Origin of the sequence: Streptomyces sp. V3I8, from assembly GCF_030817535.1 — a bacterium.
Classification (GTDB): Bacteria; Actinomycetota; Actinomycetes; order Streptomycetales; family Streptomycetaceae; genus Streptomyces.
Genome location: NZ_JAUSZL010000002.1, coordinates 5581682 through 5596067, shown reverse-complemented (window position 1 = coordinate 5596067; position 14386 = coordinate 5581682). Strand labels below are relative to the sequence as shown.

The following is a 14386-nucleotide window of genomic DNA, read 5'->3' as shown; positions in this document are numbered from 1 at the left end:
CCTCGCGGTCAGCGGTTGCGCGACCACCAGTCGAAGCGCAGACAGAGCTTGCCGCCGAGCCAGTACTCCACCCAGTCGCCCAGCTCGACCGGTGAGCAGTCCGACGGCCGCGCCGGCGGGTCGGTCGGCCTTGGCGTGGGGTCGGTCGGCCTTGGCGTGGGATCGGTGGGCCTGGGTGCCGTCCCGTCGGTCCGGCCGAAGAGCGCCTTGCGGTAGATCTCGGAGGCCCGCGGGTTGTCGTCGCACTGCCACACGCCGTGCGGGCAGTAGTCGGTGAGCGTGTTGTACAACGGTTTGTGCTCGTCCAGCCAGGCGAGCATGCGCTTCATGTAGGTCGCGTTGTCGCCGTTCCTGAAGAGTCCCCATTCAGGATAGGAGATCGGCTTGCCGTGCTCCTTCGCGAAATCGACGTGCTGTTGCAGCCCGTAGGGCTCCGCCACCGCCTCGTCGAACGACTGTCCGCGCGGCTGGTCGTAGGAGTCCATGCCGATGATGTCGACCGTCTCGTCGCCCGGGTAGCACCGGGTCCAGGCAACGGCGTCCCGGCCGCGGTTCGGCGTGAAGTCGAACCGGAACTTCTGGCCCGGCACCGCCCGCATGGTGGTGACGATCCTGTCCCAGTACTTCTTCCAGGCCTCCGGGTCCGGTCCGCAGCGATGGGTGTACGTGATGCCGTTCATCTCCCAGCCGAGCACGATGACGGTGTCGGGCACCTCCAGCTCGACGAGCCGCTCGGCCAGCGTGCGGAAGTGGTGGTCGTACTCTCCGGCCGCGCCCCGTCGCAGCAGGCCGCGGACCTCGGAGTCGGAGACGCCCTCCTCGTTGCGCTCCAGCATGGGGACGTTGAGGACGAAGAGCCGGTCGGCCTCCTCCCGCCGCCAGTCCGCCCAGGCGTCGAGGAATCCGGGCAGGCCCTCGATGTTGCTCCAGCGGTCGCCCGGCAGGTACGTGTGCGCCACGCGCAGTTCGGCCCCGCCCAGCCAGTGGCTGAGCTCGGCGATCCGGGCCACGCCGCGGGGCCCGTAGTCCAGGTAGGCGCCGAAGGCCGGACTCTCGGGGCTCTCCGGACTCTCGGGGCTCTCGGGGCTTCCGGGGCTTCCGGGGCTCCCGGAGCTCTTCGGCGACGCGGGCCGGTCGCCGGCCGCCGCGGCCCCCGACGGCTGGAGCGGCGTCATCGGCGCCACGACACCGGTCGGCGCGGTGGACGGGACCGGGGGTTCGGCCGCCCGCCCGCCCGTGGCGAACCCCGTCCCGGACGCGAGCGCGGCCGAGGCGAGGAGTCCGGCGGCGAGTACGGCGGCGACACGGGCCGGCCGTCTGGTTCGGGTCCGTTGCAGTGGGGCCATGTCCACTCCTCGCGCTTCGTTTCCACCGTCCACTGACACTCAGTCATATGAATGGGAACTGCGCCAACCGAGTCCGCGCGCCGGGGAAATGCCCGATCACCCGCACGGGTGAGACATTCGAACAGACCTCGAGGAACCACGTTCATGCCGTCCTTCGACATCCGCGTCCCCGCCGTACTGCTGCGCATCGACCGCAATCCCTTCCACCACGGCACGCTCGGAGCCGTACGGTCGCTCGGCCGGGCCGGAATCGACGTGCACCTGGTCGCCGACTGCGCGGGCAGTCCCGTGCGCGCCTCCCGGTTCGTGCGCCGGATGCATCCGCCGCCCGCCCCCGGTGCCCCGCCCGCCGACGTCGCCCTGGCGTTGCGCCGAGTGGCGGCCCGGGTGGCCCGGCCCGCCGTACTGATCCCAATGGATGACGCGAGCGCCGTCGCGGTGGACCGGCTCAGGGACGAGCTGGCCCCCCGCTTCCTGCTGCCCCCCGCTCCCCCGGGTCTCGCCGAGCGCGTCGCGGACAAGGCGGAGCTGGCCGTCGTGTGCGCGTCCGCGGGCATCGCGCACCCCTCGACGCTGATGCCGGACGGCCCCGCGCAGGCGGCCGCGGCGGTCCGCCGGCTGGGACTGCCCGTGGTGGCGAAGTGGAGCCGGCCCTGGCTGCTGCCCGCCGGGACGGATCTGCGCAGCACGACGGTGCTGAATTCCGCGCAGGAGGCGCGGGCCCTGGCCCGGCGCGCCGAGGAGGCGGGCAGCCGCCTGCTGCTCCAGGCGTTCCTGCCGCCGGGGCGGGACCGGGACTGGTTCTTCCACGGGTACGCGGACCGGACCGGGGCGGTGCGCGGCGGCGGCCCGGGGCGCAAGCAGCGGGCCTGGCCGCGCGGCGCGGGGCTGACCGCGGTGGGCCGCTGGACGCCGGACCCGGCCGTGCAGGCGCTGGCCGAGCGGCTGGTGTCGGTGCTCGGTTACCGCGGCATCCTCGACCTGGACTTCCGCCGCGACGCCGCGACCGGCGCGTACCACCTGCTCGACTTCAATCCGCGGCCCGGCGCGCAGTTCCGGCTGTTCGCCGACGGAGCGGGGCTCGACGTGGTGCGCGCACAGCACCTGGACCTGACCCACCGTCCGCTGCCGGCGCCCGAGCCCCGCCCGGGCCGGACGTTCGTGGTGGAGAACTACGCGCCGTTCGCGGCCGTCTTCCGGGGCGGCACCGAACGGGCCTGGCACGCCCGGGACGACCTCGCGCCCGGTGTCGCCCTGTGGGCGCTGTGGGCGCGCCACGTGGGCCTGCGCGCGGGCCGGCGCCTGCGGGACCGGGTACGCCCGGCGGCCCCCGCGCCCGCCGCCGGCGCACGGGTCGTGCGGCCGGCCGCACCCCTCGACCGGGCGGCCGCACCCCTCGACGCACCTCCCCTGTCCGATCCCCTGTCCGACGACGAGAAAGCGAGCAGTCACTGATGTACGACCTGCTGGTGGTGGGAGCCGGTCCCTACGGACTGTCCATCGCCTCCCACGCGGCGGCGGCCGGCCTGAGCCTGCGCGTGTTCGGCCGGCCCATGGCGTCCTGGCGCGACCACATGCCCCGCGGCATGTTCCTCAAGTCCGAGCCGTGGGCGTCCGACCTGTCGGACCCGGAGGGCCGGCTGGGCCTGGCCGCCTACTGCGCGGAGCGGGGGATGGAGGCCCGGCACGGGGCGCCCGTCCCGGTCGAGGTGTTCGCCTCGTACGGACTGTGGTTCGCGCGGCACTCGGTCCCGGAGGTGGACGAGCGCATGATCGCCGGCGTCCGCCCCTGCCCGGGCGGTTTCGAGGCGCTCACCGAGGACGGGGAGACCGTCCGCGCGAGGACGGTCGCGCTGGCGGTCGGCGTCATGCCCTTCACCGAGATCCCCGCCGCCCTGCGGGGGCTGGACCCCGCGTACGCCTCGCACAGCAGCCACCACGGTGACCTGGACCGGTTCCGCGGCAAGGACGTGACCGTGGTCGGCGGCGGCCAGGCCGCGCTGGAGACGGCGGCCCTGCTCGCCGAACAGGGCACCCGCGTACGTGTCGTGGCCCGGGCCCCGCAGCTGAGCTGGAACGACGTGCCGCCGCCCTGGGAGCGCCCGTGGTGGCAGTCGGCACGCGCCCCGCACAGCGGCCTGGGCCCCGGCTGGCGCAACTGGTTCTACGCCGAGCGCCCCGGCGCGTTCCGCCGCCTCCCCGGACCCACCCGGGCCCGGATCGCCACGACGGCACTGGGTCCCGCGGGCGCCTGGTGGGTCCGCGACCGCGTCGAACCGTCCGTGCCCCTGCTGCTGGGCCACGAGATCACGGCGGCGTACGGGACCGGGGGCGGCGTACGCCTGGAACTGCTGGACCGGTCCGGCGGGTCGGCGACCCTGGAGACCGGGCACGTCATCGCCGCCACGGGGTTCAGGCCGACCCGGGAACGCCTGGGTCTGCTGCCGGCCGACGTACGCGCGGACCTCGCCGTGTCACCGGACGGATCACCTTGTGTGGGCCGGGAGTTCGAGTCGTCCCGGCCCGGTCTGTTCCTGGCCGGCCTGGTCACGGCGTCGGCCTTCGGCCCGGCGATGCGCTTCGTGCACGGCGCCTCGTTCACGGCCCGGACCCTCGTACGGGGGGTGCGGCGCCGGCTCCGTACGGGAGCGGCCCCGCTGTCCGTGCCCGGGGCGCGGGAGAGGCAGGAGGTGCTGGGGGCGGCGGGGCGCTGACCGCCGGGGCCTGTCGGGTGCCGGGCGCGTGGCGTCCGGCACCCGGTGGGTCACCACTGACGGGACGCGGCTCGGTTCCGTCGGTACAGGATCGCTCCGCCGAGCAGCAGGCCCATGCCGGCCGCCGAGGCCCCGAGCATTCCGTCGCTGCCGGTGTCGGCCAGCTCCGGCCGGTGGCCCCCGCCCCTGGAGGGCGTGTGCGGGGGCGTCGCGTCCGGCGGCGGCGGCGGGGTGGCCGTCGGCGGGTGTCCCGGCGGGGTGGCCGGGGGCCCGGGCGGCGGCGTCTCCTCGTCGTCGCCGTAGCCCTTCGGACCGTCGTCGTCGTGACCGCGCGGGTCGTCGTGGCCGTGGCCCTTGGGACCGTTGTGCTGGGCGCACCCGTTGCCGAACACGGGGTTCAGCAGGCCGATCACGTCGATCGTGTTGCCGCACGCGTTGACCGGCACGTCGACCGGGGTCTGGGCGTCGTTGCCCGTGCCGACGCCGGGCGAACCGTGCGTGACACCGTGCGCGGCGGAGCCGGTGTGGTGGTGGCCCGGCCCGCCGTGGTGGGGGGTGGTAGGCCCGCCGTGGTGGGGGTTCGGCCCGCCGTGCCCGGGGCCGCCGTGACCACCGGAGCCGTGGTCCGAACCGTGGGCGTGGTCCGAACCGTGACCGGAGCCGTGGGCGTGGTCCGAACCGTGGCCGGGGCTGCGGTCCGTGCCGGGGGCGTGGTGATGGCTTGAGCCGTGGCCGGAGGTGGCTCCGTGACGGGGGGCGTCCGGCTTCCGGTGCTTGCCCGTGGGGGTGGCGCAGGAGTTGCCGAAGGACGGATTGAGGGCGGCGACCGCGTTCGCGGAGTTGCCGCACGCGTTCACGGGCACATCCAGCGGGGCCTGCACGCTGTTGCCGGACAGCACGCCGGGCGAGTCCGCCGCCACCGCGCTCGCGTCCGAGTCGGCGAAGGCCTGGGAGCTGCACAGGGACAGGATGCTCGTCGCGGCGGCGGCCGCGACCATTCCCTTGCTCAGGGTCTGTCGCAATCTCCTTGTCCTTTCTGCTCGTAGAAGTTCTGCTCGTAGAAGCGGGAAAAGCCGGCCTTGGCGCCGGAAAGCGGTCCAAGGCCGGCCTGGTTCAGCCGTACGGCTGGTGCGTTACGACGTCAGTCGTTGACGCACTTGTTGCCGAACGCCGGGTTCAGCAGGCCGATCACGTTGATCGTGTTGCCGCACACGTTGACGGGAACGTGAACAGGAACCTGGACGACGTTGCCCGAGAGGACGCCGGGGGAGCCCACGGCGGCACCCTGGGCCTCGGAGTCGGCGAAGGCGGGGGCCGCCATTCCGAGCGCCATGATGGCTCCGGCGATGACAGCTGCGCTCTTCTTGTGATTCACGTGCTTTCCCTTCTCTGCGGTCATGCCCCTGTGACGGCCGAAACCGAGCGAGCGCACTGTGGACGGCTCGCAGCACGACCTCGGGTGGTGAACGAGAAACGGAGGTCCGAAGAAACTACGTAATGTGAACCGTTTGGCAATTCACTCGAACGCACCGAACAGGTGGAACAGACGCGGAGAAAAACCCGGGCTGTCCGCATACGAATACGGCGGACAGCCCGGGCGGTGCCAGGTTCGGCTACTCGCCGTTCGCCGACAGGACGGACAGGTCCTCCAGGATGTGCGACAGCGCGGCGTCGCGCTTCGCCTGGGTGGAGTTGTCCGAGCACTGCTGCGCGAGGTCGTCCGACAGGATCGGGACGTCCTGGATCGGAACGATGTTCACGACGGCGACGTTGATGTCCTCCAGGCCCACGCACGGCTTGTTGAGCGAGCCCTCGACCAGCGAGAGCTGGGGGCTCATGTCGCCCTTGGTCGCCGAGTTGCCGAACGCCGACGAGGCGCCGTTGCCGTTGGCCACGGCCGGCCCGGAGTCATCACCGATGGCCAGCGCCTGGGGGGCGGCCGCCACCGACATACCGATGACAGAAGCGGCAGCCGCCGCGGCGAACATTGCCTTCTTAAGCACTTCGCGTTCCTTTCCTAGTAGCGACGCATGTCGTACTGCCTCATCAACCGGTGGCGTCGCGATTGGTTGCGGGCGTTCACCCGGTTGGCCCGCATTGAATCCGTCGGCGGATGGGAATGGCCGTGCCCGGTGCCCCTTCGCGAACCACTCCCGTGTAAGCCGACGGAGTGAACGGGAGGAACTATGTCCCGCCCATGGAGTTGAACCAGGGCGCTCCGGTGGACGGGGTTTCCTAAGAGAGGACTAACCAATGATCAAGAAGGTTCTTGCCACCGCGGCGATCGCTGCTTCCGTCGTGGGTGCTTCCGCCGCCGTGGCTCCGCAGGCGCTGGCGATCGGCGACGACAGCGGCCCGAGCACCGCGAACGGCAACGCGGCCGCGCAGTACTACGGCAACTCCGCCACGTACGGCGACATGAGCCCGCAGATGGCCCTCATCCAGGGCTCCTTCAACAAGCCCTGCATCGGCCTGAACGACATCAACGTTCCGGTGGTCAACCTGATCCCGATCCAGGATGTCCCGATCCTGTCGGACGACATGAACCAGCAGTGCACCGAGAACTCCACCCAGGTCAAGCGCGACGGCGCGCTGGCGCACCTCCTGGAGGACGTGTCGATCCTCTCCGCCAACGGCGAGGACTGAGAACGGCACAGGGGCGGGACCACCGGGCTTCCCGGTGGTCCCGCCCCTGTCGTGTGCCGGGGGCCCGGGGCGTCAAGCCCGGCCGGACACGGGCCGATGAACGGATCATGACGTCGACGCATCCGCCCGCGCCCCCCTCCCCTGCTCCGCACGTGAAGTCCCGGCCGCCCTCGCCCTGCGCCGGGCCGCTGCCGCCGGGGCCGGGTCCCGGCCTCAGGTGGGCGGTGTGGCCGCGGGTGGCGGTGTGGCTCGTGCCCGCGCTGCTCGTGGCGTACGCGGGGTTCCGGCGGCGGTGGATGTCCGACGACGCCTACATCTACGTACGGACCGTGCGGCAGGTGCTGGCGGGGAACGGGCCCGTGTTCAACGCCGGTGAGCGGGTCGAGTCGTCGACCGGCACCCTGTGGCAGTGGCTGCTCGTCGGGGCCGGGGGCACGGGGGCCGATCCGGCGGCCGCGGCGGTGTTCGGGGGGCTGCTGCTGACCGCCGCCGGGTTCGCGCTGGCGGGGGTCGGCGCGCTGCGGATGTACGGCGGGCGGGCGGCCGTGCCGCTCGGGTCGCTGGTGCTGCTCGGGCTGCCCCCGGTGTGGGACTTCGCCACCTCGGGGCTGGAGACCGGGCTCGCCACCTGCTGGATCGCGGGCGCGTGGCTGGCGCTGACGGCCCGGCCCGCCCCGCTCGCGACCTCGGTGCTCATCGGGCTCGGGCCCCTGGTACGGCCCGATCTGGGGCTGGTGACCGCGGTGTTCCTGGCCGCCCAGTGGCTGCTGGTGCGGCCGTCGTGGCGGAGGGCGCTCGCGGGGGCGGGGGCGGCGGGGGCGCTGCCGGCCGCGTACGAGGTCTTCCGTGCCGGGTACTACGGGCACCTGGTGCCGCTGCCGGCGGTGACCAAGGAGGCCTCGCGGAGCCTGTGGGGGCGGGGGCTGGTGTATCTGGTCGACTTCGCGCACCCGTACGCGCTGTGGGTGCCGGCGCTGTTCGTGGCGGTCGCGGTGGCGGTGGCGCTCGCGCGCGGGGGGCCGGGCCGGGCCGGGGCGGCGCGGCTCGTACCGGTGTGCGCGCCTGTCGTGGCGGGGCTGCTGTGCTGGGTGTACGTGGTGAGGGTCGGCGGTGACTTCATGCACGGGCGGATGCTGCTGCCCGGACTGCTGCTGATGCTGCTGCCCGTCTTCGTGGTGCCGGCGACCCGGGTGGGAACGTCGGCCGCGGTCGGCGTCGGCCTGTGGGCGGTGGTCTGCGCGGGCTGGCTGCGGATGCCGTACGGCGGGCAGATCGGACCGGCGGGGATCGCCGACGAGCGTGGGGTGTACGTCCGCCACAACGCCGATCCGCATCCGGTGCGGCACACGTTCGCGGGGGCGCCGCACCACTTGCGGTACGCACGTCGGGTGGAGGCGGCCCGCCGCTCGGGGGCGCCGGTGCTGCTGTCCGGCAAGGAGGGGCGGGCCGGGGCCTCGTCCCCCGGGGTGACGGGGAGTTACGTGGTCCTGGGGTTCAACGGCTCGGTCGTTCCGCTGGAGGGGGCCGCGCTGGATCCGATCGGGCTCGCGTATCCGCTGGCCGCGCATTCCGAGCGGGTGGGGCGGGGGCGGGTGGGGCACGACAAGCACCTGCCGGCGGCCTGGCTGGCGGCCGACCGGGGGGTGGGGTCGCCGGCCTGGGCCGACCGCGGGGAGGTGGCCGCGGCGCGGCGGGCGTTGCGGTGCGGGGGTCTTGCGGAGCTGAACGCGTCTGCGCGGGGGCCGCTGACCGCGGGGCGCTTCGTGCGCAACGTCGCCGGTGCGTGGCACCGGACGTCGTTCCGCTTCCCGAACGATCCGGTACGGGCGGAGAGGGAGTTGTGCGGGCGGTAGCCGGGGAGGCGGGGGGGGACGGGTGCGGGGATGTACGTGTTTCGCCGGCCGCGGGCGCATGGGGGCTGGTCGCGCAGTTCCCCGCGCCCCTGGGAGGGACGGGGCTGAGGTCGCAGGGACGTGCGGGCCGGTGGGGGCTGAGCGCGCAGTTCCCCGCGCCCCTGACGGGGTCCGTCAGGGGCGCGGGGAACTGCGCAGTCTTTTAGGGGCGCGGGGAACTGCGCGACCAGCCGTATCCGGGCGCAACCCCGTTCCCCCTCCCCAGGGGTGCTAGGCCAACCTGTCGGCCCTGCTTATCGCGTCGGCCAGTTCGCGGATCTCGGGTGATTCCGTGGCCGTCGCCAGGCGGGCCGCCCGGGACGCGAGTTCGGAAAGGCGCGGGGCTCCCGGCAACGGGGGCCACTGGGAGCCGGCCCCGCGCAGGGCGTCGGCGAAGTACGCCGCCACCGCCGTGACCTGCAGGCCCGTGCGCGCCGTGCGCGGCGTCCACAGGGGCCGGCCGAGGGCCGTCGCCTCCACCCGGGCCGACCGCTCGTGGGCGACGCGTGTGCCGGGGTCCAGCCACCGCACGGTCGCCGTCGCGACGTGCCCCGTCGCACCGGCCCTGACCCGCACCGCGTACAGCGCCGTCACCGTGTGCCCCGGACCCGTCTCGCCGCCGTCCACCCGGTCGTCGCGGAAGTCCTCGTCGGCGACCCGGCGGTTGTCGTAGCCGATGAGCCGGAACCGCTCGACCGTCTCCGGGTCGAAGGCGACCTGCGCCTTCGCGTCCCGGGCGGTGAGGTCGACGGTGCGGGGCAGCTCGTCGCAGAAGAGCTCGCGGGCGTCCTCGGCGTTCGACACGTACGTCGTGTACCCGTCGCCCTTGTCGGCGAGGCGTTCCATCAGGGCGTCGCCGTAGTCGCTGCCCACGCCGACGCCGAACAGCGTGATGCCGTGCTCGCGGCGGGCGCCGCCGATGCGTTCGAGGATCGCGTCGGCGTCGGTCTCGCCGGTGTTGGCGAGGGCGTCGGAGAGCAGCACGACCCGGTTGGTGGCGCCCTCGCGCAGCCCTTCGACGGCCGTGCGGTAGCCGGTGGTGACGCCCGCGCCGAGATTGGTCGAGTCGGTCGGTTCGAGGGCGTCGATCGCCTCGTGGACCCGGCCGCGGTGGTCGCCGAGCCGGGTCATCGGCAGGACGGTCCGCGCCTCGTCGCTGAAGGTGACGAGGGCGACCGCGTCGTCGTCGCGCAGCCGGTCCGTCATCACGCCCAGCGACTCCCTGGCCAGGTCGAGCCGCCCCGGTTCGCCCATGGAGCCCGACACGTCGATGACGAAGGTGAGCGCGGCGGGCGGGCGGCGGCCGTCGTCCTCGGCCTCGCGGGTGGCGAGGCCGACCCTGACGAGCCGCCAGTTTTCGTCGCCCGTGCGGGCGCCGTCCATGGTGACCGTGAAGCCGTCGCCGTCGGGGCGTTCGTAGTCCTGGCGGAAGCTGTTGATGAACTCCTCGGGGCGGACCGTCGACGGATCGGGCCGCCGGCCGTCCTCCAGGGTGCGGCGCGCGTAGCCGTAGGAGGCCGTGTCGACGTCCAGGGCGAACGTGGAGAGGTAGTCCGCCGCCACCGACGGCGGCGGGCTCTCGCGGAGTTCGCCCTTCCGGTCGCCCCCGTCGTCCTCGTACCTCCCGGTGGGGCCTCCGTCGGTGCCCGGGGGGCCGGTCGGCACGGCCGGGGCGGGGGCCGGGAAGCCGTTGTCCTCCAGGGCCTCGGTGCCGCTGCGCTTTCCCGATCCGTCGTCGTCCCCGCCGCCGCAGGCGGTGAGCAGGAGTCCGGCGGTGACGGTCACGGCGGCCAGCGCGCCCCGTACGCGCCGTCGTCGTGCCTGCCGTACCCGCCGTTCCTGCCGCGTCCGGTGCTGTTCGGTGCGCCTCATGTGTGCCCCCTCGGTGACCGCCGTGAGCCGACGTCTGTGACTGTGACGGCGGAGGGGGCCGGAAGGAGCGGGCCGAGGCGTTGCGGATGGGTTGCGATGCGGCCACGGTGGGCGCCCGCCGAGACCGGTGGGTGATCCTCCGGAGACCTGGGGGTGTCCGGAGGATCGGTGGCCCGGCGCCCACGGGGCGTCTAGGACACCACGTCCTTGCCGGCGAAACCGCGGAAGGCCAGGGCGAACAGCACCATCGCGTACGTGACGGAGACCGCCGTGCCCTGGATCATGCCGCCCCACTCGGGGTCGGGCTGCACCGCGTCGGCCCACGCGAACTGCCAGTGCGCGGGCAGGAAGTGGCGCCAGTCGCCGAGGGCGGTGACCGCGTCCAGCACGTTGCCCACGATCGTCAGGCCGACCGCGCCCCCCACCGCGCCCAGCGGGGCGTCGGTCTTCGTCGACAGCCAGAACGCGAGCCCCGCCGTGACCAGTTGGGACGCGAAGATGAACGCGATCACGACGACGAGGCGCTGGGCCGCCGTGCCCGCGGACAGGGTGCCGCCGGTGGGGATCTCCAGCGGCCCCCAGCCGTACGCGACCGAGCCCACCGCCAGCGCGACGACCGGCAGCAGCACCATCGCGGCGAGGCTCAGGCCGAGCGCCACCACGAGCTTGGACCACAGGAGGCGGGCCCTCGGCACGGGCGCCGCGAGGAGGTAGCGCAGGGAGGACCAGCTCGCCTCCGAGGCGATGGTGTCGCCGCAGAACAGGGCGACGGGGATGACCAGCAGGAAGCCCGCGGAGACGAAGAGGTTCGTCGCGGCGAAGTTGGCGCCCGACGCCGTGGCCGTGTCCATGAGGCTGACCCGGCCCTCGCGGCCGTCCGGTTGGCCGCCGATCGCGAAGGCCACCGCCAGCACGAAGGGCAGGGCGGCGAGGATCGCCCCCATGACCAGCGTGCGGCGCCGCTTCAGCTGACGCATCAGCTCGACCCGCAACGGGAGGGTACGCCCGGCCCGGTAGCCGTCCGCCACCTCGGCACGCTCTACAAGTGCGCTGCTCACGCGGAGTCTCCGATCAGGGTCAGGAACGCGTCCTCCAGGCGGCGGTGCGGACCGAGGGACGCCACCGGCACCTCCAGCCGCACCAGCTCCACGAGGAGCCGGGCCGCCGCCGCGGAGTCCCCGGCGGCCGGCTCGCTCGCGATGTCGCGCGTATCAGGACGGGCCCCGGAACCCGCCGGTCCGGCGCCGTCCGCCGACGCGGCGCCGTCCGCCCGTTCCGCGTCGCGTGCCGTCAGGCGCAGCAGCAGGCCGTCGTCCGTGCGGACCGCCGACGCGACGCCCGCCAGCGCCGCCACCTTCTCCACCAGCGGGTCCGTGACCTCGCCCGCGAGGCCGACGAGGAGGGTGTCGCCGGAGCCGATGATCTCGTGGACCGGACCCGCCTGGACCAGCCGTCCGCGGTCCATGACGACCAGGTGCGTGCAGGACTGCTCGACCTCGGCGAGGAGGTGGCTGGACACGATGACCGTGCGGCCGGCCGCGGCGTAACGGATCATCACCTCGCGCATCTCGCGGATCTGGGGCGGGTCGAGGCCGTTCGTCGGTTCGTCGAGGATCAGCAGGTCCGGGAGGCCGAGCATGGCCTGGGCGATGGCGAGGCGCTGCCGCATGCCCTGCGAGTACGTGCGGACCGCGCGGGCCAGCGCGTCGCCGAGGCCCGCGATCTCCAGGGCCTCCTCCAGGTGGGCGTCCTCGGCCGGACGTCCGGTGGCCCGCCAGTACAGATCCAGGTTCTCGCGGCCGGAGAGGTGCGGGAGGAAGCCCGCGCCCTCCACGAAGGCGCCGACCCGGGAGAGCACCGGCGCGCCCGGCCGGATCGCGTGCCCGAAGACCCGGATCTCGCCGCCGTCGGGTTTGATGAGGCCCATGAGCATGCGCAGGGTGGTGGTCTTGCCGGCGCCGTTCGGGCCGAGCAGGCCGAGGACCTGGCCCTTCTCGACGCGGAACGACAGGTCCCGTACGGCGTAGCGGTCCGACGACTTCGCGTACCGCTTGCCCAGGTCGGTGATCTGCAGCGGGACCTCGGCGAGCGCCGGGTCGGGCGGAACCGCGGCCGTGCGGCGGCGGCCCGTCAGCAGCAGGCCCAGGGCGAGCAGCGCGCCGGCGACCGGCAGCCACCACACCCAGGCGGGCAGCGTCGCGGCCGCGGTGCTCACGCCGGGCGCGGTCGGCACGGCGAGGTCGCTCCTCAGGGAGACCTTGTACGTGGCCGGGGCCACCGGGGACGCGTAACCGAGGTCGGTCGAGGCGAGGACCAGGCGCAGCCGGTGGCCGTCCCGCACCTCGTGATCGACGGCGGGCAGGGTGAGCCGGACGTCCTTGCCGCTGTCACCGTCGGTCGTGACCCGGACCGGGGTGACCAGCTGCGACGGCAGGACCTGCTGCCGTCCGCCGGGTCCGACGTCGTACACCTTGGCGAAGAGGACCGCCTCGCCGGTCGTCGACCTGACGTTCACCGTCACGGTGGGCGAGCCGGTGATCCGCAGGTCCTCGGTGAGGGGCTCGGACTCGAAGCGCGCGTACTGCCCGGGGAAGTCGAGCGACACGCCGACGCCGAGCGAGGACAGCTGGGAGAGGCCCGCGGCGCCGCCGAGGCCGGGCAGCGCGGAGACGCCGGGCGGGCTGGCGCCCGCGGGGTTGGCGAACTCCTGCTCGCGCCCGCTCAGCGCGAACCGCCGGTCGCCGCCGGTGAGTCCGGGGTAGGTGTCGCTGTCGGCGCCCCGCAGCTGGGCGGCGCCGTCGGTCGAGTCGATGCCGCCGGTGCGCGTGACGCGGAACGCGGGGCCCGTGTCGGCGTTCTTGTCGTCCTTCAGGTAGCGGTCGAACCAGGAGTGCGTCCGCGCCTGTACGCGGCCGGCCTCCATGTCGCCGCCGTCGTGGCCGCCCGCGATCCAGTCGACGTCCACGGGGGCGCCGTTGGCCTGCACGGCCTTCGCGATCTCGTCGGCCTGGCCGAGCGGGAAGAGGGAGTCGGTCTGGCCCTGCATGATGAGCGTGGGGACCTTGATGCGGTCGCCGACGGCGGAGGGGCTGCGCTCCTCCAGCAGTTCGACGGCCGCGGCGTCGGGCTTCCCGGACTCGGCAACCCGCTCGTACATCGCGCAGAGCCGCGCCTCGAACGTGTCGCAGCCGCCGCCGGAGTTGATGAACATCCCGGCCCACAGCTTCTTGAAGACACCGTTCGGGAACAGCGCGTCCGCGAGGTTCCAGTACGTGATCGCCGGGGCTATGGCGTCCACCCGCCGGTCGTACCCGGCCGCGAGGAGGGAGACCGCGCCGCCGTACGAGGCTCCGGCGACGCCGACCCGGGGGTCGCCGGCCTTGTCCAGCTCGACCTCGGGGCGCTTCGCGAGCCAGTCGATCAGGCGGGAGACGTCGGCGACCTCGCCCTGGGGATCGTTGAGGCCGATCTTGCCGGTGGACCTGCCGAAGCTGCGCGAGGACCAGGTCAGGACCGCGTAGCCGTCGCGGGCGAGGTCCTCCGCCTGCTTGCGCACGTCCCCCTTGTCGCCGCCGAAGCCGTGCGTCAGCAGGACGGCGGGGCGGCGGTCCGACCCGTCCCCACCGGCGGTGAAGTACGACGTGTCGATCCTCACCCCGTCCGCCGTGGGCAGGAGGCGGTCGGCGCGGTGCACCGCGGGCGCCGTGTCGGAGGCGACCGCGGTCCATGTCCCGGCGCCGGCCAGCACCACGACGGCGGCCGCGGCCGCCGTCCACCGGCGGGGGCCTCGCAGCCACCGGCGCGGTGCTGCGGGCATTCGAAGATCCATGCCTCAACGGTACGGGGCGCCTCCGGCGGGGGGTGCAGCCGCTGGGCGGAGCCCGGTGGCATCCCGGAGGAGTACGGGTGTCCTTCG

Annotated in this window: 11 protein-coding genes; 4 read left to right on the top strand and 7 right to left on the bottom strand. The window is 73.9% G+C overall.

What is annotated here, in order from left to right:
• Positions 1–8: 8 nt before the first annotated feature.
• Complete coding sequence (locus tag QFZ75_RS24870; protein WP_307540264.1) at positions 9–1346, bottom strand: glycoside hydrolase family 26 protein; 1338 nt, start codon at positions 1344–1346, stop codon at positions 9–11.
• A 144-nt stretch (positions 1347–1490) separates the two neighbouring features.
• Here QFZ75_RS24870 and QFZ75_RS24865 point away from each other — a divergent pair, with 144 nt between their 5' ends.
• Together QFZ75_RS24865 and QFZ75_RS24860 are read left to right on the top strand one after the other, a co-directional pair.
• A complete protein-coding gene (locus QFZ75_RS24865) occupies positions 1491–2801 on the top strand; it encodes an ATP-grasp domain-containing protein (protein WP_307540262.1) in 1311 nt (436 codons plus the stop codon).
• Positions 2801–4060: an FAD-dependent oxidoreductase gene (locus QFZ75_RS24860; protein ID WP_307540261.1), complete on the top strand. Its 1260-nt coding sequence runs from the start codon at positions 2801–2803 to the stop codon at positions 4058–4060. Before QFZ75_RS24865 ends, QFZ75_RS24860 begins: the two co-directional genes overlap by 1 nt.
• 50 nt (positions 4061–4110) lie before the next feature.
• On the opposite strand, the gene QFZ75_RS24855 is transcribed toward QFZ75_RS24860, so the two are convergent.
• From QFZ75_RS24855 to rdlA, 3 genes are all read right to left on the bottom strand, one after another.
• Positions 4111–5082, bottom strand: a complete 972-nt coding sequence (locus QFZ75_RS24855; RefSeq protein ID WP_307540259.1) for a chaplin family protein — start codon at positions 5080–5082, stop codon at positions 4111–4113.
• A gap of 119 nt (positions 5083–5201) precedes the next feature.
• Entirely contained in the window at positions 5202–5393 is a 192-nt protein-coding gene (locus QFZ75_RS24850; protein ID WP_307544764.1) for a chaplin, read from the bottom strand.
• 280 nt (positions 5394–5673) lie between these two features.
• Complete coding sequence (gene rdlA / locus QFZ75_RS24845) at positions 5674–6063, bottom strand: rodlin RdlA (protein WP_307540257.1); 390 nt, start codon at positions 6061–6063, stop codon at positions 5674–5676.
• Between the two features lie 250 nt (positions 6064–6313).
• Between rdlA and QFZ75_RS24840 the strand changes: the two genes are divergently transcribed.
• Both QFZ75_RS24840 and QFZ75_RS24835 read left to right on the top strand, forming a co-directional pair.
• On the top strand, positions 6314–6706 hold the full coding sequence (locus tag QFZ75_RS24840) for a rodlin (RefSeq protein WP_307540256.1): 393 nt from the start codon (positions 6314–6316) through the stop codon (positions 6704–6706).
• Between the two features lie 107 nt (positions 6707–6813).
• Complete coding sequence (locus tag QFZ75_RS24835; RefSeq protein WP_307540254.1) at positions 6814–8559, top strand: hypothetical protein; 1746 nt, start codon at positions 6814–6816, stop codon at positions 8557–8559.
• A gap of 270 nt (positions 8560–8829) precedes the next feature.
• Here the strand turns inward: QFZ75_RS24835 and QFZ75_RS24830 are convergent, their stop codons facing one another.
• The 3 genes from QFZ75_RS24830 to QFZ75_RS24820 form a co-directional block, all read right to left on the bottom strand.
• Positions 8830–10470, bottom strand: coding sequence for a VWA domain-containing protein (locus QFZ75_RS24830; RefSeq protein ID WP_307540253.1), 1641 nt, complete (start codon positions 10468–10470; stop codon positions 8830–8832).
• A 191-nt stretch (positions 10471–10661) separates the two neighbouring features.
• The gene (locus tag QFZ75_RS24825) at positions 10662–11447 is read right to left on the bottom strand and encodes an ABC transporter permease (protein WP_307544762.1); all 786 of its coding nucleotides are present in this window, start codon (positions 11445–11447) and stop codon (positions 10662–10664) included.
• Between the two features lie 77 nt (positions 11448–11524).
• On the bottom strand, positions 11525–14299 hold the full coding sequence (locus QFZ75_RS24820) for an alpha/beta fold hydrolase (protein WP_307540252.1): 2775 nt from the start codon (positions 14297–14299) through the stop codon (positions 11525–11527).
• Positions 14300–14386: the final 87 nt, after the last annotated feature.

Bases quoted from the DNA above. Each gene is read 5' to 3' on its own strand.
- QFZ75_RS24870 (WP_307540264.1), bottom strand. From the start codon at position 1,346: ATGGCCCCACTGCAACGGACCCGAACCAGACGGCCGGCCCGTGTCGCC.
- QFZ75_RS24865 (WP_307540262.1), top strand. From the start codon at position 1,491: ATGCCGTCCTTCGACATCCGCGTCCCCGCCGTACTGCTGCGCATCGAC.
- QFZ75_RS24860 (WP_307540261.1), top strand. From the start codon at position 2,801: ATGTACGACCTGCTGGTGGTGGGAGCCGGTCCCTACGGACTGTCCATC.
- QFZ75_RS24850 (WP_307544764.1), bottom strand. From the start codon at position 5,393: ATGGCGCTCGGAATGGCGGCCCCCGCCTTCGCCGACTCCGAGGCCCAG.
- QFZ75_RS24840 (WP_307540256.1), top strand. From the start codon at position 6,314: ATGATCAAGAAGGTTCTTGCCACCGCGGCGATCGCTGCTTCCGTCGTG.
- QFZ75_RS24835 (WP_307540254.1), top strand. From the start codon at position 6,814: ATGACGTCGACGCATCCGCCCGCGCCCCCCTCCCCTGCTCCGCACGTG.
- QFZ75_RS24830 (WP_307540253.1), bottom strand. From the start codon at position 10,470: ATGAGGCGCACCGAACAGCACCGGACGCGGCAGGAACGGCGGGTACGG.
- QFZ75_RS24825 (WP_307544762.1), bottom strand. From the start codon at position 11,447: ATGCGTCAGCTGAAGCGGCGCCGCACGCTGGTCATGGGGGCGATCCTC.
- QFZ75_RS24820 (WP_307540252.1), bottom strand. From the start codon at position 14,299: ATGGATCTTCGAATGCCCGCAGCACCGCGCCGGTGGCTGCGAGGCCCC.